Origin of the sequence: Mangrovicoccus sp. HB161399 (assembly GCF_013184745.1) — a bacterium.
In the GTDB taxonomy this organism is placed as follows: Bacteria; Pseudomonadota; Alphaproteobacteria; order Rhodobacterales; family Rhodobacteraceae; genus Mangrovicoccus.
Map to the genome: position 1 here is coordinate 1 of NZ_JAATVU010000033.1, position 23,259 is coordinate 23,259.

Sequence of the window (23,259 nt, forward strand, 5' to 3'; positions counted from 1 at the left end):
CTTCTCGGCGGTCTCGGGCTCGTCGGTCGCCACCGCCGTGACGCTCGGCAAGGTCGCCCTGCCGGAGATGAAGCGCCTCGGCTATGCCGACAGCCTCGCCACCGGCTCGGTCGCGGCGGGCGGCACGCTCGGCTTCCTGATCCCGCCCTCGACCGGCTTCGTGCTCTACGCGATCCTGACCGAGGAATCGATCGGACGGCTGTTCATGGCGGGCATCCTGCCGGGCATCCTGCTGGCCGCGCTCTTCATGGGCGTGATCTGGCTGGTCGCGACGCTGAACCCCGCGGCCGGGCCGCAGGGGCCGGTCTTCACCTGGGCCGAGCGCATCCGCGTGTCCTCCGAGGCCTGGCCGCTCTTCGGCGTGATCCTGGTCTCGATCGGCGGCATCTACCTGGGCGTCTTCACCCCGGTGGAGGCCTCCGGCATCGGCGCCGGGCTGGTGATCCTGATGGCGCTGGTGCAGCGGCGGCTGGGCTGGGCGGGGTTCAAGGCGGCCGTGCTCGACACGCTGAAGACCTCGGCGATGCTCTACATGGTGGTGATCGGCGCCAACGTGCTGAACCCGTTCCTGGCGATCACCCATATCCCGGCGACCCTCGGCGCCGAGCTGCAGACGCTGGGCCTCGGCCCCTACGGCACGCTCGCGGTGATCCTGCTGGCCTATGTCGTGCTGGGGATGTTCATGGACGGGCTGTCGATGCTGGTCATCACCATCCCGATCGTCTTCCCGGTCATCACCGGCTTCGGCTTCGACCCGGTCTGGTTCGGCGTGGTGGCCGTGATCGTGATCGAGATGGGGATGATCACGCCGCCGGTGGGCATGAACGTCTTCGTGGTGCGCGGCGTGGCCGGGCCGGAGGTGGCCCTGACGACGGTGTTCCGGGGCGTGACGCCGTTCCTGCTGGCGATGGTCCTCGGACTGCTGCTGATCATCGCCTTCCCCGCCATCGCGACCTTCATCCCGGACACGATGTTCGGCTGACGGCATCCCGGCGGGCGCGGAAACCCGCCGGACACTCCAGCCCCGCCAGGTGATCCCGGCGGGGCCCTTTCAAATCACAGCTCGCCGCCGAGGAACTGCGCCTTTCCCGAGCCGAAGGACCAGCCGCTCTCGGAGGCCGTCACCATGTTGATCATCAGGTCGCCCTGCGGCAGGCCGCAATCCGCTTCGAGCCGGTCGGCCGCCAGCCGGAAGAAGGCCCTGCGGCTGGCCAGCGTCCTCGGGAGCCGGGCGATCGGCACCGTGATTGCCTTTGCGGTCCGCGGTCGGCTCTGCCCCACATCCCCGATGACCATCTGCACCGGCTAAGGTGCGGTGATGTTCCGAAAGCGGCTGCATTGCCCGCGGCCTGACCACCTTTTCCAGAACAGGCCGGAACCGCCGCGACGGGCGACCTGCGGCGGTCCCATGGCTCCATCCGGCACGGCGGCAGGCCGAGGAAAACAGGCGGACGCTCCACCCCGCCCCCGGCGATACGCCCGGCTGAGTGTCCTGTGCTTTCTGACGCCGGAACGCCCGGGCGCATCCTGCCTGTTGGCGCGCGAGCCTCCGGCTTTGCAGCCCGAAGGCTGTCGCTCCGAGGTCACGCGCGGCGCGGGCCTGCGTTGCGCGCGGTCAGCACTCGCCCGGAGACAGCATCGTCACCGAGGTCACGCGGCCGCGCGACCTTCCGATGCGCGTGCAGCGGCCGCTGCGCGGCTCCGACCAGTAGCTCGTGGCCCCGCGCGCGCGCACGCTCTCGTAGCCAAGCGCCCGCATCTGGTCGATGGCAGGGTTGTAGGACATGCCCAGCAATCCCGAGAGGTCGGCGGAGGTCAGGGGCGCGGTCGGAACGGCCGTGCCCCGGGGGCCGCCGCATCCGGCGGCCAGAACAAGAAGCAGGACGGCGGGCAGGCTCCTCCGGATCGGCATCATGTGGGTCCTTTCGGTCTGAGATCCCGTCATGTCCTTCTTGTGGCACGAGGCGGGCGGGCCCGCACGCGGAAAAACCGGCCGGGATCAGGCGGCGCTCCCGGCCGCCACCACCCCGCGCCGGCGAAGCGCAACCCACAGCGCCAGCGCCGCGGTGCCGGGAAGGAGGATGCCGAGGCTCATCGGCAGGGCGCTCCCGCTCCCTGCCAGGGCGACGCCGCTGGAGACCACGAACGCGATGGCGAACTGCACCGCGCCGAGCAGCGCCGACCCCATGCCCGCTCCGCCGCCGCTTGCCGCCATGGTGATCGACATCGCATTGGCGGAGAGCAGCCCGACCATGCCGATGGCCACCCAGAGCGGAAGCAGCACCAGCCAGAGCGGCCCGCCGGACGACACTGCCGCCAGCACGGCTGCGGCTGCAACGAAGACCGGGAGCCCGGCATCGACGATCCGCTGCGGCTCATGCCGGTTCAGGAGCCAGCTGTTCACCTGCCCGAAGATGACCAGCGCCGCGGCCACGAGGCCGAAGAGCACGCCATAGGCGGTGCTGCCGAGGCCGAACACCCCCTGGAACACGCCCGAGGAACCGGTGATGAACGCGAACATGGCGCCCTGGATCAAGCCCGCGACAAGCGCCGGCAGCAGGAAGGCCCTGCGCCGCAGGAGCATCGCGGCATTGCCGGAGGCGCCGGCAAAGGGACGCGGCACCCGCTTCCCGGGCGGCAGCGTCTCGGGCAGGACCGCCTGCGCCAGCACAAGGGCCAGCAGGCCCACGGCGACCATGGCGACGAAGATCGACTGCCAGCCGAACGTGCCGAGCAGCAGCGCGCCGATCGAGGGCGACAAGATCGGACCCAGCGTCATCAGCATCACCAGAACGGTCATCATCTTGGCCGCGGCGCGCCCGGCATGCAGGTCGCTGACAACCGCGCGGCCGACCACCATGCCGGCACAGGCGCCGACCGCCTGGAAGAAGCGCAGCGTGTTGAAGACCGCTATGTCGCGCGTCAGCAGCAGCCCGGCCGAGGTCGCGGTGAACAGCAGCACGCCGGCCAGAAGCGGCCCCTTGCGGCCGAAGCCGTCGATCAGCGGCCCCATGAGAAGCTGGCCCACGCAGAGGCCGAGAAAGAACAGCGACAGCGACAGCTCGGCAGCAGACCGCGAAGCGCCGAAGGCATCGGCCAGATCGCCCATCGCGGCAAGATACATGTCGGTGGCAATCGGCGGGAATACCGCGAGCAGGGCCAGCACGGCCGTCACCGCCCAGATCGGACGTGATTTTTCCATGGAAACCCTTCCCTGAAAAATGTGAACAGGACTGGGGCGGCGCTGTGGCCGCCACTTGCCGGAGCATTTAGTAGACCATAGTCTATTTACCAGCGGCAAAACATGTGCGCACGTGAACAGGGGGATGTGCATGGCAACCGGAACAGTCCCGCCCGGCCGGCCGCGCGACGAGAAGGTGGGGGCCGCGCTGAAATCGGCGGCGCTGCGGCTCGTGCGCGAGAGGGGCTATCAGAACGTCCCGGTCGCAGCGATCCTGAAGGAAGCCGGGGTCGCCCGGCAGTCGCTCTACAACCGCTGGAACACCAAGGCCGACCTGGTGATGGAGGCGTTCTTCGAGGATGCCGGGACGCGCGTGGCCCCGCCGGCTGCCGGGCAGGGCCGGTCCGGGCGGGACGAGCTGGAACGGTTCCTGAACGAGGTCTTTGACCATCTCGCGGCCGAGGACGGCACGCTGCGCAGCCTGATCGCCGCGGCCCAGTCGGACCCCGAGTTCTGCCGGATGTTCCGCGAGCGCTTCGTGCTGCCGCGCGAGGCCCTGGCGGTCGCCTTCCTCGCCGAGGCGCAGCGCCTGGGCGAGCTGCCCGCAGGGCGCGATCCGGAGATCATGGCCGCCTTTCTGCACGGCGCCTTCTGGTACCGGCTGCTCAGCGGCCAGCCGCTGGGCCCGGAACTGGCCCGCGCCATCGCCGGCGGAATCTTCGGCCCCTGAGCGCGGGGCGCCGGCCGGACCGGCGGCACCTGCGGGGGACAGGAGGCGCCGCCGGTCCGGGACCCCCGCGAGGCGGGGGCATCCCTGTCTCAGCCGTCCTTCGCGGCTTCGGCTTCCAGCGTGTCGAGCACCATGTGCTGCGCGCCTTCGAGAAGCGCATCGACGCTGGCGCGGAAGCTGGCCATTGCCGCCTCGGTCGCCGCCCGGTCGAAGGGCTCCGCGGTGCCTGCCGCCACGACCCCGGCCCGCGCCTCGGCAGCGGCATGCAGCAGCGGCATCAGGCTGTCGCGCTGCGCCCCGAGCGCGTCGCGCAGGGCGCGCCGGACTGGCGGAGGGTAGAAGGCCGCGGTCCCGGCATCGCCGAGCAGCTCGGATTGCAGGCTGCGGAACCGCAGCACCGCGCCCAGGGTCACGGCATTGCCGAGAAGCGACAGTACCAGCACGCAGACCAGCACCAGCCGGCCGCGGCGCAGGCGCATTGCCCGGCGGACCATCACAGCCCTCCCAGCGCGGAGGCCAGGTCCCGCAGCGCGAAGATCACCAGCAGCTCGTCGCCCGCCAGCCGCGGCAGCAGCGCATAGCCCAGCCCGGCCCCGAGCAGCAGCAGCCCGCCCAGCCCGGCCGCCCAGGGCAGCGGCTCATGGGCCAGCTCGCGCGCGGGGAGTCCGGCCCCCTGCCCCGCGCCGCCGTCGCCGAGCGCGCTCATCACCGACCGCGACAGCAGCGCCACGTCGCTGTCGCCGGGCTCCCGCAGCATCCCTGCCAGGGCCCTGTCGAAAGTGTCGTCTTCCTCCGTGTCCATCCGACCGCCTTTCCGATCCTGCGTCATGTCCGGTCCTCCCCGTCCACCATCTGTCTCAATGCCGCCCGTGCCCGCACCAGCAGCTGTTCCGCCGCGCCCGTGCTGACCGAGAGCGCCGCCGCGATTTCCGCCGTGGACAGCTCTCCGGCCGCCTTCAGCAGGATCGCCCTGCGCTGCCGCTCGGGCAGCAGGGCGATTGCGCCGCGCACCCGGTCCAGCTGCTGGCGTGCCGCCAGCCCGCCTTCGGCGCCGGGGGTGACGTCCTCCGGCTCGGGCATGTCCTCCAGCCCGACGAAGCGGCGGAAGCGCGTCCGCCGGTTATGGTCGATGCAGAGATTGACCGCCATCCGGTAGAGCCAGGTCGAGACCGCGCCCTTGGCGGGGTCGTATTTCCCGGCATGTTTCCATGCGCGCAGGAACAGCTCCTGCGCGACGTCTTCCGCCTCGCCCGGCTGGTGCAGCGCGCCCGCCATGTAGCGCCGCAGCCCCGGCCCGTAGAGGGCGATCAGGCGCATCAGGGCCTGGCGCTCGCCCCGGGCCAGCGCCGCCATGATCTCCCTCGGTTCCTCCGCGGCTGCCGTCATGCATCCGTCCCCTGCCGCACCCGGCGCCCCTTGCGGGGGACCGGGTGCGGCAGTCATTCCCGGCCCGGGTTCAGCGCGAGATCTGCTTGACCCGGCCGGTCGTCTGGCCGTTCGGACCGGTGCCGCTGACCGAGGTGGTCACGCCGGTGCTGTCTGCCGTGCGCAGCCGCGTCTTCGACGCGCTCTGGCCGCCCGCGGTCGTCGCGGTCGTGCTTTTCTCGCAGGCCGCGACGCCGTTGCCGCGGATGCAGTCGCGGTCGCTGGCGATAACGCCGCCATTGTCGAGCGTGACCGTGGTCGACTGCGCGAAAGCGGCGCCGCCCGCTGCAGCTGCCAGGACGAGGGAGAGTGCGATGGTCTTCATGGAAAAGTCCTTTCGGAAGGGGAGGTTGAAAAAGGGATCAGCCCTGGATGCGGGCCATGGCGGCGGAGACGCGCTGCAATTCCCTCGCGCCCAGCACGCCGTCATTGTTGCGGTCGGACCGCTGGAACCCCTGGGCACCCTGCAGGAACTCGGCCTCGGTAACCGCGCCATCGCCGTCGGCGTCGCGGCTCATCACCCGCGACCCGTCGGCCTTGCGGCCATGGCTGGCGGCCAGTGCCGCGAGCTCCGCCTGGGTGACCGCGCCGTCGCCGTCGGCATCCATGGACGCGAAGGCATCCTTCTGCGCCGCGGTGAATTCCTCGCGCGACAGCACCCCGTCGCCATTGGCGTCGTAGACGCCGATCAGGTTCGATTGCGCGAAGGCCGGCGCGCCCAGAAGAAGAACGGAAAGGGCCAGCGGTTTCAGCTTCATGACATGCTCCATGTCTGTCATTGATACCTGCTATACGGCGCCCGGGGCGGCACCCTACGCCCGCAGGCGCATTTTTCCGTCTCCCGGACGGAAAAAATCCCGGCGCGAAGGCCGGGATTCCATCAAACCGCTGTCAATGAAGTCTTTTCCAGGCCGACCCGGATTCAGGAAGCTCCGCCAGCCAGAGGATGCTCGAAGGCGCGGCAGAGACCACGGAGCTCGGCCAGCCCCTTCAGCCGTCCGATCGCCGGATAGCCGGGCTGCGCCTGCCGCCCGATGTCGTCGAGGATGTCCTGGCCGTGGTCGGGACGCATCGGGATCGAATGGTCGGCCCGCCCGGCACCGGCCCGGCGGCGTTCCTCCGCCACCACGGCCGCAACCATCGCCGCCATGTCTGTATGGCCCGACAGGTGGTCGTCCTCAAAGAAGGAGTTCATCACTGCCGTGCCCTCGATCGCGACATTGCGCAGGTGCAGGAAATGCACCCGGTCCGCTAGCGCGCGGAAGATCGCCACCGGGTCGTTGTCCGGCCGCGCGCCCAGCGACCCGGTGCAGAGCGTCACGCCGTTGGCGCGCAGGTCCACCGCCTGCAGAACCTTCCGGTACTGCGCCTCGGTCGACATGATCCGCGGCAGGCCCAGCAGCGGGAAGGGCGGATCGTCGGGATGGCAGCACAGCCGCATTCCCAGTTCCTCCGCCAGCGGCGCGACCTCGGAGAGGAAATCCACCAGGTTGGCGCGCAGCCGCTCCTCGGAAATGCCGTCATACTCGGCGAGATGGCGGCGCACGTCCTCCAGCGAGAAGCTCTCCGCCGCGCCGGGCAGGCCGAAGACGACATTCCCGGCCAGCTGACCCTTTCGGGCTTCGGACATCTCCGCGAAGCGGCGCGCGGCCTCCGCCGCCACCTCTTCGGGGAAATCTTCCGCCGCGCCCCGGCGGGCGAGAATGTGGATGTCGAAAGCCGCGAAATCGGCGAGGTCGAACCGCATGCAGCGGGCGCCCGAGGGCCGCTCCCAGGCTAGGTCGGTCCGCGTCCAGTCCAGCACCGGCATGAAATTGTAGCAGATCACCTCGATCCCGGCCGCCGAGAGGTGCCGCATCGACGTCTTCCAGGCCTCCAGATGGTCCTTCCAGCCGCCCTTCTGCTTCTTGATCTCTTCCGACACGGGAAGCGACTCGACCACCTCCCAGGCCAGGCCCGAGGGCCGGCCGTCGCGGCGCCGCCCGATCTGGGCCTGGCGCGCGGCGATGTCCTGCGGGCTCCAGACCGCCCCGGTGGGCACATGGTGCAGCGCCGAGACCACGCCCTCCACCCCGGCCTGCATCATGTCGTCGATGCCCACGCGGTCCTGCGGACCGAACCAGCGCCATGTCTGCCGCATCGCGGCACCTCCCTTCCGTTCCCGTCCCGCCGCCGCGAAGGCAGCCCGTCCGGGCACCGAGACTAGCATCCGCCGCCATTGTTGACTAGTATGCCAGTGGGGCATGCATTGGATCGGAGAGATGCGCATGGATCACAAGGCCTTCGGTGCCGAATCGCTGGATCCCAGCTTGGCGGTGGTGCCGCAGCTGGTGCGCATCCTGCGCGCCGCGATCATCGAAAACCGCCTTTGCCCCGGAACGCGCCTGACCGAAACCGAGATCGGCAAGCTCATGGGCGTCTCGCGGCAGCCGGTGCGCGAGGCCTTCATCAAGCTCTCGGACGAGGGCCTTCTGGATGTCCGCCCGCAGCGCGGCACCTTCGTCCGGCCGATCTCGCTCGACGCGCTGCTCGATGCCCGCTTCGTGCGCGAGGCCATCGAAGCCGACCTGGTCCGGCTCTGCGCGGAGGAGCGCCCCGCGGGCCTGGTGGACGAACTCCGCCGCCAGGTCGCCGCGCAGCGCGCGCTCGGCGCGGGCAGCTCGGCCGAGTTCCTGCCGCTCGACAACCTCTTCCACCGCAGCATGGCCGAGGCCGCAGGCCGCCCGCGCGCCTGGACCATGATCGCCGGGCTGAACCGCCAGATGGACCGGATCCGCTATCTCGCGGCCACCCATTTCCCGATCGGCACGCTGGTCGACCAGCACGAGGGAATCGTTGACTCGATCGAGGCCGGCAGGGCCGCCGAGGCCGAGGCGCAGATGCGCCACCACCTGCGCATGATCCTCTCCGACCTGCCTGCGATCCGCGAGGCCGCCCCGGCCTGTTTCGATGGCCCGGCTCCGGCAACCAGCTGATTTCCGGCTCTCGGCCGCTCCCGGAAACGTGTTCTTTGCTGCATGAAACGGAGGTTACCTCCGCTTTCTGGACGCGGTACGATTTCCGTGCTAACATCTGCGTGTGATCCCCGTCCCGCGCGGCGGAAAGCGGCGCCTGCGCCGTGAAACCCGGGGAGATCCTCAGCATAAGGAAGAGTGGCCGTGACCAAGGTATTGATTCTCGGGGCGAACGGACAGATTGCACGCCATGTTGCCAAAATCCTGCGCGATGACGGCCGCGCGAAGATGACCTTGTTCCTGCGCGATGCGACGCGGGCGCTGGCCACCGCCGGGGACGGCACGCGCGTCTACGAGGGCGACGTGCTCGATCCGCTGATGCTGGAGGCGGCGATGGACGGACAGGATGTGGTCTACGCCAATCTCTCCGGCGCGGTGGATTCCCAGGCCGAGGCAATTCTCTCGGCGATGCGGCGCACCGGGCTGCGGCGGCTGATCTTCGCGTCGGCGCTCGGCGTCCATGGCGACGTGCCGGGCATGCAGCTGGGCGCCGGCTTCGCGCCGCACCGCCGCGCGGCCAAGCTGATCGACGGGGCCGGGGTGGCGCATACCCTGATCTGCCCGGCCTGGCTCAATGACGAGGACGAAGTTGCCTACGGCATCGCGCGGCGCGGCGAAACGCTGCCCAATGCCGTGGAGCCGGTCTCGCGGCGCAGCGTCGCCGATCTGGCGGCGCGGCTCTGCCTCGATCCCGAACGCGGCGTCGGCCAGTCGCTGGCCGTCTACCGGGCCACCGATCCCGACCGCCCCGCCTGCATGTCCGGCGACGGCGCCGGGAACCGCGGCGGCATGCCCTGCCACGCAGCCCGGACGGAGCGCACCCGAGCGCGCCCCTGACGCCGCGCCTCCCGGCGGAGGTCCGGGCTGGCCCGACATCGTCCGGCCGGGACGGCGCGCTGCCGCCGGCCGGGTCGGGCCTTCCTGCGCTTCCGCGGGCGGCCCGGCCCCGTTCTACACGGGAACAGCCTCGGATTCCTGCAGCGCACCGCCGCCGCCGCGGGCCTCGCGGGCCATGGCCAGCATGCCCGACTCGGCCATTTCTGCGAGCTCCTCGGACTCGTCGCGGCAGGATTCCAGCGCCTTCTCGGCAAAGTCCTGCTGCCAGGCGAGGAATTCGCCCGCATTCTGGCTGCCCAGCAGATGCTGCACCGCTGCCAGGTTCTGCTGGGTGCGCTCGTTCAGGAAGGCGATGTAGTTGCCGTACATCGCGTTCACGGTGTTCATCCAGATGTCCATCGCCGTTGCGGCGGTCGTCATCCCGGTCTGCTGCAATGCACTCCAGGCGGTCAGGACCGTGCAATCGGCGGGGACACCCCTATCGGTTGTCCGGGCCATGATGTGTCTCCCCCTATGGTCGCAAGGGAGATTGTACGCCGATTGCAGCAATAAGATTTGATCCAGCGCAAGGATCACGGAAACGGGAGGCCCGTTCCCGCGCGGCTCTCAGGCGGCCAGCGCGGCATCCACCGCCCGGGCGATCACCAGCTCCTCGTCGGTCTTGATCACCCGCACCGTGACCCGGCCGGTGGAGATGATGCCGGCCCCCGCCGCGTTCAGCCCGGGATCGATCTCGATGCCCAGCCATTCCATCCCCTCGCAGACCTTGCCGCGGATGGTGGCGGAGTTCTCGCCGATGCCGCCGCAGAAGACCAGGGTCTCCAGCCCGCCGATCGCCGCCGTCAGCCCGCCCAGCTCGCGGCGGATCCGGAAGACGTAGTAGTCGATCGCCTCCTTCGCCTCGCGCCTTGTCGAGGCCTCCAGCTCGCGCATGTCGTTGGAGATGCCCGACAGGCCCAGAAGCCCGCATTTGGTGTAGAGCAGGTCGCGGATCTGGTTGTGGCCCATGCCCTCCTGCGCGATCATGTAGAGCAGCACGCCCGGGTCGAGCTGGCCGCAGCGCGTGCCCATTGGCAGCCCGTCGAGCGCGGTGAAGCCCATGGTCGAGGCGACGGACTTGCCGCCCTTGACCGCGCACATCGAGGCGCCGTTGCCCAGATGCGCCACCACGGTCTTGCGGTGGTGGTCGTCCGGGTCGATCCGGTCGAGCTCGCCGGTGATGTAGTCGTAGCTGAGCCCGTGGAAGCCGTAGCGGCGGATGCCCTTGTCGTAATATTCCCGCGGCAGCGCGAAGGTGTCGTCCACCCAGGGCTGCGAGCGGTGGAAGGCGGTGTCGAAGCAGCCCACCTGCACCGCGTCCGGGAAGGACGACATCGCCGCGCGCACGGCCGAAAGGTTGTGCGGCTGGTGCAGCGGCGCCAGCGGCACCAGCCGGTGCAGCGCCGAGAGGATGTCGGAATTCAGCACCGCGGGCTTGTCGAACAGCGTGCCGCCATGGACGATCCGGTGCCCGATGCCGGCCACCGGCGCGCCCTGCATGTGGGGTTCGCAGATCTCCAGGATCGCCTCGACGGCGCGGGCATGGTCCGCCTCGCCCAGCTCGCGGGAGTCCCTTTCGCCCTCCCGCTTCAGGATCAGCGTGGCGTTCTCCGACCCGATCCGGTCGACCTGGCCGACGGCGCGCAGCTCCAGCCCCGCGCCCGCCTGCGTGCGGTAGACCGAATATTTCAGCGAGGACGAACCCGCATTCAGCGTCAGGATGTATTTCATGGGCCGGTCAGCCTCCGTCGTCAGAGCATCGCCGCGCGCGCAGCATAGAGCGCGGCGATCGCGCAGCTGGCCAGCCGCGCCTTGTCGCCGTCGGCGCGGCTGGTCAGGATCACCGGGCAGCGCGCGCCCAGCACCAGCCCGCCGGCCTCGGCATGCGCCACATAGGTCAGCTCCTTGGCCAGCATGTTGCCCGCCTCCAGGTTCGGCGCGATCAGGATGTCGGCCTTGCCCGCGACCATCGAGGTGATGCCCTTGGTGCGCGCGGCCTCGGCGTCGATCGCGTTGTCCATCGCCAGCGGCCCGTCGACGATGCCGCCGCGGATCTGGCCGCGCTCCGCCATCTTCGACAGGATCGCCGCATCCAGCGTGGAAGGGATCTTGGGGTTCACCATCTCGACCGCCGACAGCACGCCGACCTTCGGCACCTCGACGCCGAGGCAGCGCATCAGGTCGATGGCGTTCTGGGTGATGTCGACCTTGGTGTCGAGATCGGGCGCGATGTTGATCGCCGCGTCCGACACGGTCAGCAGGTGGTCGAGCCCGGGCACGTCCATGACGAAGACATGGCTCAGGCGCCGGCCGACGCGCAGCCCGCCGTCGCGCTTGACCACCTGGCCCAGCAGGTCGTCGGTGTGCAGATGGCCCTTCATCAGCGCCTTCGCGCGGCCGTCATGGATCATCGCCACGCCGAGCGCGGCCGCCGCCTTGTGGTTCGGCTCGTGGATCACCTCGTAGCCCGACAGGTCCTTGCCCAGCGAGGCCGCCGCGGCGCGGATCTTGACCTCGTCGCCGATCAGGATGGCGGTGATCAGCCCGTGCTCGGCGCCGAGGATCGCCCCGCCCAGCGAATTCGCCTCTTCCGGTGCCACGACCGCGGTCGGGATCGGGTCCAGCCCCTCGGCCTCGAGGAGCAGCTTGTCGAAATGGCGGTGGCTCTGCACCGTCAGGCCCGGCACCTGGCCGCTGTCGATGCTGGCCTCGAAATCGGGCGCGTAGACCTCGGCCTCGCCCTCGGCCAGCACGGTGCCGTCGATCTTCTCGACCCGGGTCTCGAAGCAGACGACGCGGCCCTCGCCCTTGGAGACCAGCTTCACCTTGGCGACCAGCTCGTCCCCGGCCATCGCGCGGCCGAGGAAGCGCAGGGTCTGCGACTTGTAGACCGTGCCCGGCCCGGGCAGCTTGTTGCCCAGGACGCCGGAGATCAGCGCGCCGATCCACATCGAGGGCGCCACCGCCTCGGGCTTGCCGTCGCCGTCGCCGTCCTGGTCGGGCAGGTTCAGCGGATTGAAGTTGCCGGAGGCATGGGCGAAGACGAAGAGGTCGTCGGCCACGCAGAGCCGGTGCGCCTCTGCCTCCATGCCGATTTCCAGCCTGTCATAGGGTGTGTTGCGCAGCATGTTCATGGTCTCGTCTCACTCCGCCGCAGCTGCCGAGGAGCTCGTGCCCCCGTCTTCCGGCAGCCCCAGGATCTTGCGGAACCGCTCCATCATGGAGCGGGTCTCGGGCGCCATCTCGTCCTCGGAGCCGACGACATAGGCAACGGCCTGCATCGCTGCCTTGCGGTCGGCCGCGGTCTTCAAGAGGTCGGGCAGCGTTTCCAGCGCGCCCACGGGGGCGAAATGCGCGATCACCGTCTGGTGGTGGATGATCTCCACCCGCTGCTGCGCGCTCAGCTCCTTCAGCGGCGCGCGCTTGTGCAGCGTCTCCAGCGAGCGGGCCAGCCGGTCGGCGCGCACGTCGCCGCGGGTGCCCGCGATGATCACCAGCATGCGGATCAGCCCCTCGGAAAGCCCGCCGGTGCACATCGCGTTCAGGATGATCTGCACCTCGGGCGACTGGCCCAGCAGCCCCGGATCCTTGCGCGCGCGCTCGTAGTTGCGGTGCGCGCCGTAATGCATCGCCAGCGGACCGAGATAGAGCCCTAGGAAGCTCATCTCCTGCTGGAACTCGCGCATGTCGCGCATCGCGTTCAGCCCGGTCTCGACCATCTGGCCCCAGAGCATCTCCATCTGGCGGAACGGGTTGGTCACCGGCGCGGGCGTGCGTTCCGCCTTCACCTTCGCGGCGACCTGCTCCAGCAGCGCCATGCCGGGCACGTCGGAGGCGAACATCGTGCGCACCACCCGCAGCGGATGGGTGCGGCGGCGCAGGTCGCCCAGCTTGTCGGAGCCCATCGCCTGCACCATCGGCCGGACCGTCGCGTCATAGGCCTCGGCCAGGGCCTCGGAGCCGCGGGCGACGGCGGCGAAGGCGACCTCTTCGGAGCGGTCGCCGGTCTCGGCGATGATGTCGTCGAAACCGCGCTTGGCGATCGACAGCTTGAAGCTCTTCTCCTGGTCGTGGCCGACCACGTCCTCGATGATGATCTCGTAGAGCCCCGGCGCCAGCGCCTCGATATTGGCCAGCGTCTCGGCCATCTGGCTGTGCTCGCGGTTGGCGATCGAGGAGGAGACGAAGATGCCCAGATGGCCGACCTGGTCATGGACCATGTAGAGGATCCGCTGGCCCTGGATCTCGATCTCCAGCTCGCTGGTATAGGTGTCGATGATCCAGTTCAGCGCCTGGCCGGGCGGGGTGATGTTGTCGCCGTGCGAGGCGAAGCAGATGATCGGCGACTTGATCTGCTTGAGGTCGATGTTCCGCCCCGGCTCCAGCTGCGCCATGTTCTTGGCCAGCTTGTTGCCGACGAACAGGTTCTCGACGATCCAGGTGATCTCCTCGGTGGTCATCAGGTAGAACCCGCCCCACCACTTCTCGAAGCCCAGGTACCGCGGCACGCCCTTGTCGACATTCTGGTAGAGGTCGAAGTAGTTGCCGAAATAGTTCCGCGCCGGGTTCAGCTTCTCGAAATTGTCCACGAGGTCGGCGCCGTCGAAGATGCCGCCGCCGAGATCGCCCGACAGCATCGCCGGCAGCACGCCGCCCGCCAGCCCGCCGGAATAGCGCATCGGGTCCTGGCCGATCTTGCCCGACCAGTAGGACATCGGCGCGCCGTTCAGCACGATCGGGCCGGTGATGTCGGGATTGGTCGCGGCGAGGATCGCGGTCGCCCAGCCGCCCTGGCAGTTGCCGATCACCACCGGCAGCGGGCTGTCGGGATGCTGCTTCTGCACCTCGCGCAGGAAGGCGGCCTCGGCCTCGGCGACGCGGGCGATGGTCTGGCCCTTCTCCGGCATCTGGCGGAAGGCGACGAAATAGACCGGGTGGCCGGCCTTGAAGGCCACGCCGACCTGGCTGTCCTGCTTGAAGCCGCCGATCCCGGCGCCGTGGCCGGCGCGCGGGTCGATGATGACATAGGGGCGCTTGGACGGATCGACGGTCACGCCCTCGGGCGGCAGGATGCGCAGCAGGAAGTAGTTGCAGGGCCGCGGCAGGGACGCGCCGTCCATGACCAGCTCGCTGTCATAGACCAGGACCGGCGGGGCGCCCTTCTTGTTGTGCTCGACCACGGTGTCGCTGCGCTGGCGCAGCGCGTCGACGAACAGAATGTAGCGCTGCAGCGCGTCCTTGGCATATTCGGTCCAGGCCGCGCCCAGCCCCTTTTCCTCGCTGGCGCGCCGCGCCAGGACCTCGGCGATTTCCATCGCCTTGTCCGAGATGTCCTCGGCCTGCTTCTCCAGATAGGCGGTGCCCCGGGAGGCATGCGCCGACGCCGCGACGCGGACCGTGTCGGCCCTCGCTTCGATCGCGTCGAAAATCTCCGTCGGGTCTTGAAGCGTGTTCAGAACGTTCATGGGTCAGATCCCCTGTGCGGCGTCGGAGGCGGTCAGCCGACGATGTTGTAGCCGCCGTCGATATGGTGGAGCCCGCCGGTGACGTTCCACGCCTCCGGGCTGGCCAGGAAGGCCGCATAGGCGCCGACATCCTCGATCGTGGCGAGGGCATGGGTCGGCGCCCGGTCCGCGGCCTTGTTCAGAAGCTCGTCGAAATGCGCGATGCCCGAGGCCGCGCGGGTCTTCAGCGGTCCGGGGCTCAGCGCATGGACCGAGATGCCCTTGGGGCCCAGCTCGGCCGCCAGATAGCGGGTGACGGACTCGAGGCAAGCCTTGACCGGGCCCATCACGTTGTAATGGTCGACCACCTTGCCCGAGCCCATGTAGCTGACGGTCATGCAGGTACCGCCCTTGGGCATCAGCGGTTCGGCCTTGCGGACCATGCGCAGGAAGGAATGGACCGAGATGTCCACCGCCATGCCGAAGCCCTCGCGCGAGCAGTCGACCACCCGGCCGTGCAGATCCTCCTTCGGGCAGAAGGCGATGGAATGCACCAGCGTGTCGAGCTTGCCCCACTCGGCCGTGATCTTGCCGAACAGCGCGTCGAGCTCGGCATCCTCGGCCACGTCGAGCGGCTCGATGATCGTGGCGCCCAGCTCCTCGGCAAGCGGACGGACATATTTCTCCGCCTTGTCGTTCAGGTAGGTCACGGCCAGGTCGGCACCCTGCTGCTTCAGCGCCCTGGCGATGCCCCAGGCGATGGACTGGTCATTGGCAACCCCGACCACAAGGGCCTTCTGGCCTTCCAGGGAAAACATCGGCCTCACTCCATTTCGCGTCTTGCGCCGCCCCTGCGGGCGCGCTGTTCCTCGTTACGTCACGGGCCGGACCCGGCCCGGCCCGTGCAAATTCTAGCCGGTATCGTCGGCATAGACCCGGATATACCGCCCGCCGACCTCGATTCCGGCGAAGCTCTGCTGAAATTCGAGGCAGACCCGCTGGGCGAAGGCGACGATCGCCGAGGGGCTGTCGGTGCGGATATAGGCCATGAAGACCTCGCGCATGCGGCCGTCATAGACCGCATGGCCCTTCTCGATGGTCCCCGAGGGGAACTGGCTGGCGATCAGCCGTCCCAGATGCTCCAGATCCTCGTCGGTCAGCTTCCTGGCCGAGGTATTGGCCATGTAGACCTTGTGCACCGGCTGGCCGATGGTGTTCTCCAGCTCGTGCACCGCCTCGGGCACGCCGTCGATGGCCATGCCGCTGCCCTTGCGGATCGCGTCCTCGGCATCCGCGGCGGTCTGGCGGAATATTTCCTCGAGTCGCGCGCTGGCGCCCTTCCCTGCCTCCACCAGGCGGCGGCAGTCGGCAAGGTACTGCAGCTTGCGGTCCGCGGTCCAGCCGGCCGGGGCCGAGATCACCACCGCGCGGATGTTGGAGATCACGTCCGCCATCTTGACCATGCGCGAATCCGCGGGCTTGCCCGGCATCGAGGCGATCCGGTGCTCGCGCCGCTCGGACTTGGGCAGGCTCATGTCGTCCGAGCAGTCCTCGACGATGCGGGTGACCCGCGCGCCGAAGGCGGCGGTCAGCTCCGCCGCGGTGACAGGGGTATCTTCGAGCACGTCATGCATGAGCGCGGCAATCATCAATTCGACGTCGCCTCCATCGGTCGCCCGCGCCACCAGTTCCATGACCTCGATCAAGTGGTTGACGTAGGGCTCCTGCGCGGCGCCCTTGCGGCGCTGGTTGGCATGGGCGCGGGACGCGAAGACAAGCGCCCGGCTCAGCTCGAGAATTCCGGCCGTCTCCGTCATGCCAGCGGCATCACCTTCGGCTCGCCCTCGAGGAGCAGCGCGGCCGAGGTCACGGCGCGGACATCCTCGACGCTGACGCCCTCGGCAAGCTCCCGCAGCACCAGCCCGGCCCCGGTCGGCTCTATCACGCACATCTCGGTGACGATCAGGCTGACGCGGCGCATCGCGGTCAAGGGCAGCGTGCATTCCGGCACGATCTTGGGATCGCCCTTGGCGGCATGGACCATCGCGACGACGACCTTCTTGGCGCCCGCCACCAGATCCATCGCGCCGCCCATGCCCGGCACCATCTTGCCCGGCACCATCCAGTTCGCCAGGTAGCCGCGCTCGTCGACCTGCAGCCCGCCCAGCACCGTCATGTCCAGGTGTCCGCCCCGGATCAGGCCGAAGCTCATCGCACTGTCGATCGAGGCCGCGCCCGGCACCGCGGTGACGAAGCCGCCGCCGGCATCGGTCAGGTCCCGGTCCTCCATCCCCTCGGGCGGCCGCGCGCCCAGGCCGATCACGCCGTTTTCCGCCTGGAAATGGACATGCACGTCCGGCGGCAGGTAGTTCGCCACCAGCGAGGGCAGGCCGATCCCCAGATTGACCAGCGTGCCTTCCTTCACCTCGAGCGCGACGCGGCGGGCAATGCGTTCCTTGGCGTCCATCAGTGCTTCCTCTCGAGAATGTAGTGGACCAGCACGCCCGGGGTCTTCACAGCGTCCGGCGGGATCGCCCCGACCGGCAGGATGTGGTCCGGCTCGGCGATCACCGTCTCGCCTGCCAGCGCCATGATCGGATTGAAGTTGTGCGCGGTCAGCGTGTATTCGAGATTGCCGGTATAGTCGCATTGCCGCGCCGCAATCAGCGCGAAATCGGCCTTGATCGGGCGTTCCAGAAGGTAGGTCGTGCCGTCGATCTCCAGCTTGTCCTTGCCCTCCTCGACCGGCGTGCCGACGCCGGTGGTGGTCAGGACGCCGCCGAGCCCGACGCCGCCGGCCCGGATCCGCTCCACCAGCGTGCCCTGCGGGACCAGCTCCACGCCGATCTCGCCCGAGATCATCCGGGCCTGGGTCTCCGGGTTCAGCCCGATATGCGAGGCGACGACATGGGACACCGCACCCGCGCTGATCAGCTTGCCGATGCCGACCCCGGGCTTGGCCGTGTCATTGGCGATGACCGTCAGATCCTTCCGGCCGACAGCGACCAGGGCGTCGATCAGGCGGTTGGGCGTGCCAACGCCCATGAAGCCGCCGATCAGGAGGCTGGAGCCGTCCGGGATCATCTCCGCGGCACGGGCTGGGGTAATCGCTGTCTTCATTCCTCTCCCCCGGAACAGAAAGTTTCGGTACCGGCACCGATCTGCTAGGGGGAGCTTGCGTCAGTTTCGTGAATATGTTCGAGCGAATTATGCAGGTGCAGCATTTTGTTGCAGCTTTCGGGGCCGCGGGGCCGCCGCCGAACCGGCATTCTGCTGAAAAACGCTGCGCCCGGCCGGTCGCGGTCAGATCAGATGCCAGGCCCCGGAGAGCATGGCGGCCGCCGCGATCGCCGCATTTGCCGCCGCATGGGACTGAATCGCATCCGCCACCCCGCCGCGGCGCAGGGCCAGCAGGCCGAAGACCGCGCCGGCGGCGGTTCCCGCGATGATCCGGTCATGCAGCAGGCCGAAGAGCAGCGCCGAAACCGCGATGGCGCCCCACCGCCAGGCCGGACCCGGGCCGAGCGCCAGGCGGGACTGCAGGTAGCCGCGGAAGAACAGCTCTTCGACTGCCGGGACGAGCAGCGATGTGCCGAGCACCCGGCAGGCAACCCATCCCCAGAAGGCGGCCGGTCCCAGACCGGCCAGCGCCGCGCTCAGCGCCGTGTCGCCGGCCGCCGCCGCCGGGGCGGTGGCGATCCAGATCCCGCCGATGGCGAGGCCTGCCGCGATGGAGACCGGGTCGGCCCGCCAGGCCAGCGCCAGGAGCGGCCGGCGGCAGAGGAACAGCACCGCCGCGACCGCTGCGGCGCGCCCCGGATAGAGCAGCTCGGGGATTTCGGACAGGGCGGGCACCAGGCTGGCCGTGGCCATGAAGGCCGCGAAGGGCAGGATCATCGCCACGGCCGGATCGTCGAAGAATCCGGGGCGCGCGGGACGCACGGCAGCCGGATCGCGCTGCAGCCAGGGGATCGAATGCGCCGCCAATGCGACGACAAGCGCAAGCGCGAGGAAGGCGAGCCAGCCGGCCTGGCTGTGGAAGCCGTTCGCTGCCAGTTCCGGCGACACGTGGCGGCCGACCAGGATCAGAAGGGTGATCCGCAGGATGTTGAGTGCCCAGCTCAGCAGCAGCGCGACCGGCAGCAGCAGCCAGGCCCGGCGCAGGATCAGCTGGCCGCGGAACAGCGCCAGATAGAACAGCGTGAAGGCCGAGATGATCGCGAAGCCCTCGACCCCGGAACATTGCGGCCCGACCAGGACGCCGAAACGGTCGATCCGGATCGCCTTCTCCGCCAGGTCGGAGGTGACGTTCTGGCCCATCAGTTCCAGCAGCCAGACGACGCCGCCGAAGGTGATGCGCGTCACCGCGTCGATCTTCCAGGCCGGCTGGATCGCCAGCGCCAGATCGGGAAGCACCAGGCCGAACGCCGCGGCGAAGGCAAAGGGCAGGACCAGGCCAGGGAGGTGCTTGCGCCCGGCGAGGCCCGGATCGAACACGGCCAGCGCGCCGCCGAGGAGCCCGGCCGACATGCCCGCGCCCCAGCAGGCCAGCAGCGCCGGAACCGGCAGCAGGACCCCGGAGAGCCACAGCCACAGGAGCGGGGCCAGCACCAAGAGGAAGCCCGCGGCGAGCGCCGCAAGGCCCAGCGGCGCCGGGGACGGGCGGACCATGGCGGATAGGCCGCGCCGCAATTCGGGGCGCAGCGCCGCCAGCAGCCCGCACAGCGACAGGGCGCAGAGCACGCGCGGCACGGCCAGCGACAGCGCCTGGCAGACCCAGGCGGGCAGCTTGGCGCGGCAGTCGAAATCGTAGCCCGGCCCGTAGCCCAGGCTGATCGCCGCCAGCCCGGCGAAGACGGCCGCTGCCAGCACCCACATTCCGCGCGGCCGCAGGCCGGCGGGGCCGCGGAAATCGTTGGCAGCCATGTCCGGTCTCCCCAGGGCTCGGTGTCCGCACGGCAGGCGGACCCGCTGCGCGCGAAAAAGCAAAGGCCACTTACGCGGCCTTTGCGAACATCCGGTTTACGCGGACGGGGTCAGCGCTTGAAGCGCTCGCGCAGCATGGCGACGGTGGCGCCCAGGGCGGCCACGGCTGCAACCCCGGCGGCTGCATCGATTTCCGGGACCTGGACGTCGCCGAAATCGGAGGCGAGCGCGGGGGCCGCGATGGAGGCGGCGGCGAGGGCGAGAAGGGCGTACTTCATGATGTTTCCTTACAAGGTCCGGTTCTGGCGCCTCCGGACCGACAAGAACCAGGGAGCGCCACCCTGGTGCCGTCCCCGGGCGCCGCCCGGGGACTTGCCTCAGCACATGCAGTCGAAGGAGTCGAACTCGGCGCCGACGATGAACGGCTGGCCGTTGGTCGCCGTTTCCGGATTCGGATCGATGATGAGCGCTATGATGTCGCCCTCGCCGGCCTCGAAGCCCTCGCCATTGGCCACCGCATCCGCCACGATGTCCGCCACGTCGGCAGCATCGCCGAAGCTCGGATAGCGGGTGGTATAGGTCGAATAGGCGAAGTTGTCGGTCAGCGACCAGATCGCGAACTGGACTTCCCAGCCGGTATAGCCCTGGTCCTCGTAGTCCTGGTTCAGGATGTATGTGATCAGGTCCAGGTTGTCCGCTGCCGCTTCGCCGTTGGAGCCGATTTGGCCGGCATTGAACAGGTTGTCCGGCAGGTCCGCGGAGGCGGCGGTGTAGAGGTTGCCGGTCAGCAGCGCGGCGGTGTCGAAGCTCGCCGCGGAGGACACGGGGTCGGAGTAGCTCAGGCAGTAGGCCTCGGTGAAGACGACGCCGTCGAGACGCGCGTCGCCGGTCGCCGACATCTTCATGTCATAGGCCCAGGACTGGTAGGCCACGCCGTCATAGGCCTTCACGGCGCTGGCGATCTGGTAGGTCACGAGCGACGGCAGGGTCGCGTCGATTTCCTCCAGGGTCTCCGCGGCGCCGCAGAACTCGATCGTCAGCGCGCCCTCGGCGGTGCCGCCCTGGCCATCGGAGATGCCGTAGGAAATGGTGACCGTCGCGGTTTCGCCATAGCCGAGGAACTCGAACGCGCTGTCGCCGTCGATGGTCACGCTTCCGTCGGCCAGCGTGACGGTCAGGCCGGAGAAGGCCACCTGGCCGGCAGAGCCGTCGGTGCCGGTCACCGTCGCGGTGCCGCTGACCGAGACCGGGCCCGACAGGTCGGACTGGCCGGCAATCGAGACCAGCGAGATCGAGTCGCCGTCGGCATCGCCGTCATTGTCCAGAAGCGACAGGACCAGGGGCTCGTTGGCGCAGGTCGCCGCCGAGTCGGCACCGGCATAGGGGGCGGTGTTGACCGTGGCATAGCCCGCGTCGATGTCGTTCTCGACCTCGCCGATGGCCAGGTCGAACACGTCGGTCAGGCCGGTCAGGATGTTGGCGTCGCTGTCATTGTCCACGGCATCCGCCGCGGCCTGGCTGGCCAGGGTGAAGGCGAGGCCCGCGATGGCGGCGAAGCCGACCTGGTAGCTGCCTGCGGTCAGGCCGGAGAAGCGGTAGCTGCCGTCGGCCAGGGTGGTGGTGGTCGCGACCACGTTGCCGGTGCCGTCGTAGAGCGTGACCTCGACCCCGGCCTTCGCCTGGTCGATGCCGGCGGTGTAGACGCCGTCCTTGTCCACATCGAGGAAGGCGAGGTTGCCAATCTCGGCGGTGGCCGGATCCTTGATGCCGGCATCGACGTTCCAGACGGTGCAGGACTCGCCGACCTCGAAGGTGGCGGTGGTGCCCTTGCCCGCGATGGTCACGACATCGCTGTCCGCGCCGTCATCGCCGACATTTGATTCGACGAAGACATAGCCCGCGCCCTTGGCGGATTCCGGATCCTCGAAGGAGACGGCGTAGGTGCCGGCCTTCAGCCCGGTGAACTGGTAGGTGCCGTAGCCGTCGGTCTTGGTCGTCGCGACGACCTCGCCGTTCTGGATCAGGTAGACGGTCGCGTTGGCGACGCCGTTCTCCCAGGTGTTGGCGTCCGAATTCCACTCGGTGTTGTCGCCGTCCGCATCGACGAAGTAGCGGCCGCCGACGACGGCATCCGCCGGATCGGCATCGCAGGGAACCTCCGCGGTGATCAGCAGGTTGTCGATGCCGAAGCTTTCGTTCGAGCGGTCCTCGTCGAGGCTGGCGCCGAAGGTCAGCGTCAGGTCATTGCCGGAGATCTTGTCGGCCGGCACCTCGAGGGTGACATGGACCACCTGGTCCTTGAAGTAGTCGGCGCAGTTCTGGCCGGTCAGGTGGGTCGGGCCGGTGACGGTATCCACCGTGAACTTGATGCCGCCGCATTCGCCGCTGCGGCTGCCCACGGCGAACCACCAGCCGAAGCTGCCCAGGTCGACGATCGTGTCCTCGACCTTGACGTACATGTGCTCGCCGTCCCAGCTGTCGATGACGTAGAGGTCGAACCCGACCTTCACCGACTCCGCATCCGCGGGAACCGCGAAGGTCTTGGACGGGTATTCGCACTTGCCGAACGTGCCGAGGAACTTGCCGAGGTCGGAGTCGTAGGCCGTCTTGCAGGTGTTCCACCCGTAGGTGCCGCCCTCGAAATTCTCGGCGGCGATCGTCACGGTCTCGGTGCAGGCCTCGGAGACCGGCTGCAGGCACAGCTTGTCGATGCGGACGTATTCGCCGCCGTTCCTGTAGGCCTCGATGTAGATGAGGTCGCCATTGGCGATGTCGATCTCGCCGAGGTCGATCTCGGAGAACTGGCCCGCGTCGTCGCCGCAGCCGTCGGTCTGCTTGTCCAGATAGACGGTGTCGACCAGCTTGCCGCCGACATAGACCAGCAGCTTGGAGACGCCGTCATTCTCGTCCTGGGCGAAGAGCGAGAGCTTGTACTTGCCGCTGTCGCCCTCGAAATGCGTGGCGATGGCGCCCGAGTCGCAGGCCAGCTTGACGATCTCGCCGTCGGAGGCGTTCGGGGCGCAGGCGGTCTTGAAGCCCACGGAGTAGAAATCTTCGGCTTCCAGAACGATGCAGCCGTTGGTGTCCGGCGCGTCCTTGACGTCGCATACCTCGACCTGGATCGTGCGCAGCGAATAGGCGCCGTAGCAGTCCTTCACCTTGATGGTGACTTCATAGACGTTGTCGCCGCTCTTCGAGAGCGGGTTCTCGTAGTCCATGCTGCTCTTGAACGACAGCATGCCGGTCTTCGGATCGATGGTGAAGAAATCCGCATCGTCGCCGCCGCAGATCGAATAGCTGAAGGAATCCCCGTTGGAGTCCTTTGCATTGATGTCGTAGACGAAGGTGCTGTTCTCGTAGACGCTGAGCTTGGCGCCTTGTACGAGATTGGTGAATTGCGGCGCGTAGTTGTAGAAGCAGCTGAAGTAGGTCATTTCACTCACATTGCAGGTCGAGAGCATCGCTGCCCCTGAAAGGGACGCGAGGGCTGGATCGCGAAGTTTCGATTTAATTTTTCAGATTGCGGGGGACTGTCCCTGCGCAGGCGTCAATTCCCTATGGGCACCGTTTCACGTCTCAATTCGTTCCTTGCGCAGTCCTGGTTCCAAATTCCCTATGGAAGTTCCGGAAATCTCGGTCTGGCCGCCACGTCGGGCGGGGATG

Annotated in this window: 24 protein-coding genes; 4 read left to right on the top strand and 20 right to left on the bottom strand. The window is 68.7% G+C overall.

Going from position 1 to position 23,259, the window contains the following annotated elements; all coding sequences use genetic code 11:
- The coding region (locus HCC78_RS18075; RefSeq protein WP_172330200.1) for a TRAP transporter large permease at positions 1-982 on the top strand (982 nt) is incomplete at its 5' end.
- A gap of 74 nt (positions 983-1,056) precedes the next feature.
- Here the strand turns inward: HCC78_RS18075 and HCC78_RS18080 are convergent.
- The 3 genes from HCC78_RS18080 to HCC78_RS18090 all read right to left on the bottom strand — a co-directional run bounded on the left by HCC78_RS18080 (position 1,057) and on the right by HCC78_RS18090 (position 3,202).
- Positions 1,057-1,296 (bottom strand): tautomerase family protein, encoded by a 240-nt coding sequence (locus tag HCC78_RS18080; RefSeq protein WP_172330201.1) that lies wholly within the window; start codon positions 1,294-1,296, stop codon positions 1,057-1,059.
- 319 nt (positions 1,297-1,615) lie between these two features.
- Positions 1,616-1,945: a hypothetical protein gene (locus tag HCC78_RS18085; protein WP_172330202.1), complete on the bottom strand. Its 330-nt coding sequence runs from the start codon at positions 1,943-1,945 to the stop codon at positions 1,616-1,618.
- A 54-nt stretch (positions 1,946-1,999) separates the two neighbouring features.
- Complete coding sequence (locus HCC78_RS18090; RefSeq protein ID WP_172330203.1) at positions 2,000-3,202, bottom strand: Bcr/CflA family efflux MFS transporter; 1,203 nt, start codon at positions 3,200-3,202, stop codon at positions 2,000-2,002.
- Positions 3,203-3,332: 130 nt separating this feature from the next.
- Between HCC78_RS18090 and HCC78_RS18095 the strand changes: the two genes are divergently transcribed.
- A complete protein-coding gene (locus HCC78_RS18095; protein WP_172330204.1) occupies positions 3,333-3,911 on the top strand; it encodes a TetR/AcrR family transcriptional regulator in 579 nt (192 codons plus the stop codon).
- Positions 3,912-4,000: 89 nt separating this feature from the next.
- Here the strand turns inward: HCC78_RS18095 and HCC78_RS18100 are convergent, their stop codons facing one another.
- The 6 genes from HCC78_RS18100 to uxuA form a co-directional block, all read right to left on the bottom strand.
- Complete coding sequence (locus HCC78_RS18100) at positions 4,001-4,405, bottom strand: periplasmic heavy metal sensor (RefSeq protein WP_172330205.1); 405 nt, start codon at positions 4,403-4,405, stop codon at positions 4,001-4,003.
- Complete coding sequence (locus HCC78_RS18105; protein ID WP_172330206.1) at positions 4,405-4,713, bottom strand: hypothetical protein; 309 nt, start codon at positions 4,711-4,713, stop codon at positions 4,405-4,407. The genes HCC78_RS18100 and HCC78_RS18105 overlap by 1 nt, the downstream gene beginning before the upstream one ends.
- A 23-nt stretch (positions 4,714-4,736) precedes the next feature.
- A complete protein-coding gene (locus HCC78_RS18110) occupies positions 4,737-5,297 on the bottom strand; it encodes an RNA polymerase sigma factor (protein ID WP_172330207.1) in 561 nt (186 codons plus the stop codon).
- A gap of 70 nt (positions 5,298-5,367) precedes the next feature.
- Complete coding sequence (locus tag HCC78_RS18115) at positions 5,368-5,661, bottom strand: hypothetical protein (RefSeq protein WP_172330208.1); 294 nt, start codon at positions 5,659-5,661, stop codon at positions 5,368-5,370.
- Between the two features lie 37 nt (positions 5,662-5,698).
- Positions 5,699-6,115 carry an EF-hand domain-containing protein gene (locus HCC78_RS18120; RefSeq protein WP_172330209.1) on the bottom strand — a complete coding sequence of 139 codons (417 nt, stop codon included), beginning with the start codon at positions 6,113-6,115 and terminating at the stop codon, positions 5,699-5,701.
- A gap of 143 nt (positions 6,116-6,258) precedes the next feature.
- Positions 6,259-7,476, bottom strand: a complete 1,218-nt coding sequence (gene uxuA / locus HCC78_RS18125) for a mannonate dehydratase (RefSeq protein WP_172330210.1) — start codon at positions 7,474-7,476, stop codon at positions 6,259-6,261.
- 127 nt (positions 7,477-7,603) lie between these two features.
- Here uxuA and HCC78_RS18130 point away from each other — a divergent pair, with 127 nt between their 5' ends.
- Both HCC78_RS18130 and HCC78_RS18135 read left to right on the top strand, forming a co-directional pair.
- Positions 7,604-8,311 (top strand): GntR family transcriptional regulator, encoded by a 708-nt coding sequence (locus HCC78_RS18130; RefSeq protein ID WP_172330211.1) that lies wholly within the window; start codon positions 7,604-7,606, stop codon positions 8,309-8,311.
- Between the two features lie 183 nt (positions 8,312-8,494).
- The gene (locus HCC78_RS18135) at positions 8,495-9,187 is read left to right on the top strand and encodes an NAD(P)H-binding protein (RefSeq protein WP_172330212.1); all 693 of its coding nucleotides are present in this window, start codon (positions 8,495-8,497) and stop codon (positions 9,185-9,187) included.
- A gap of 114 nt (positions 9,188-9,301) precedes the next feature.
- Here HCC78_RS18135 and HCC78_RS18140 read toward each other — a convergent pair whose 3' ends face one another.
- The 11 genes from HCC78_RS18140 to HCC78_RS18190 form a co-directional block, all read right to left on the bottom strand.
- A complete protein-coding gene (locus HCC78_RS18140; RefSeq protein WP_256368277.1) occupies positions 9,302-9,685 on the bottom strand; it encodes a phasin family protein in 384 nt (127 codons plus the stop codon).
- A 108-nt stretch (positions 9,686-9,793) separates the two neighbouring features.
- Positions 9,794-10,957 carry an acetate/propionate family kinase gene (locus HCC78_RS18145; RefSeq protein ID WP_172330214.1) on the bottom strand — a complete coding sequence of 388 codons (1,164 nt, stop codon included), beginning with the start codon at positions 10,955-10,957 and terminating at the stop codon, positions 9,794-9,796.
- Between the two features lie 20 nt (positions 10,958-10,977).
- The gene (locus tag HCC78_RS18150) at positions 10,978-12,354 is read right to left on the bottom strand and encodes a bifunctional enoyl-CoA hydratase/phosphate acetyltransferase (protein ID WP_172330215.1); all 1,377 of its coding nucleotides are present in this window, start codon (positions 12,352-12,354) and stop codon (positions 10,978-10,980) included.
- Between the two features lie 15 nt (positions 12,355-12,369).
- Positions 12,370-14,691: a DUF3141 domain-containing protein gene (locus HCC78_RS18155; RefSeq protein ID WP_172330216.1), complete on the bottom strand. Its 2,322-nt coding sequence runs from the start codon at positions 14,689-14,691 to the stop codon at positions 12,370-12,372.
- 32 nt (positions 14,692-14,723) lie between these two features.
- Entirely contained in the window at positions 14,724-15,488 is a 765-nt protein-coding gene (gene fabI, locus HCC78_RS18160) for an enoyl-ACP reductase FabI (RefSeq protein ID WP_172330217.1), read from the bottom strand.
- A gap of 93 nt (positions 15,489-15,581) precedes the next feature.
- The gene (locus HCC78_RS18165) at positions 15,582-16,487 is read right to left on the bottom strand and encodes an HD domain-containing protein (RefSeq protein ID WP_172330218.1); all 906 of its coding nucleotides are present in this window, start codon (positions 16,485-16,487) and stop codon (positions 15,582-15,584) included.
- A complete protein-coding gene (locus tag HCC78_RS18170) occupies positions 16,484-17,137 on the bottom strand; it encodes a 3-oxoacid CoA-transferase subunit B (RefSeq protein WP_172330219.1) in 654 nt (217 codons plus the stop codon). Before HCC78_RS18170 ends, HCC78_RS18165 begins: the two co-directional genes overlap by 4 nt.
- The gene (locus HCC78_RS18175; RefSeq protein WP_172330220.1) at positions 17,137-17,790 is read right to left on the bottom strand and encodes a 3-oxoacid CoA-transferase subunit A; all 654 of its coding nucleotides are present in this window, start codon (positions 17,788-17,790) and stop codon (positions 17,137-17,139) included. The genes HCC78_RS18170 and HCC78_RS18175 overlap by 1 nt, the downstream gene beginning before the upstream one ends.
- 183 nt (positions 17,791-17,973) lie before the next feature.
- A complete protein-coding gene (gene xrtE / locus HCC78_RS18180) occupies positions 17,974-19,596 on the bottom strand; it encodes an exosortase E/protease, VPEID-CTERM system (RefSeq protein ID WP_172330221.1) in 1,623 nt (540 codons plus the stop codon).
- 110 nt (positions 19,597-19,706) lie between these two features.
- On the bottom strand, positions 19,707-19,874 hold the full coding sequence (locus HCC78_RS18185; protein WP_172330222.1) for a hypothetical protein: 168 nt from the start codon (positions 19,872-19,874) through the stop codon (positions 19,707-19,709).
- A gap of 99 nt (positions 19,875-19,973) precedes the next feature.
- Positions 19,974-23,030, bottom strand: a complete 3,057-nt coding sequence (locus HCC78_RS18190) for an SdrD B-like domain-containing protein (RefSeq protein ID WP_172330223.1) — start codon at positions 23,028-23,030, stop codon at positions 19,974-19,976.
- Between the last annotated feature and the right edge of the window lie 229 nt (positions 23,031-23,259).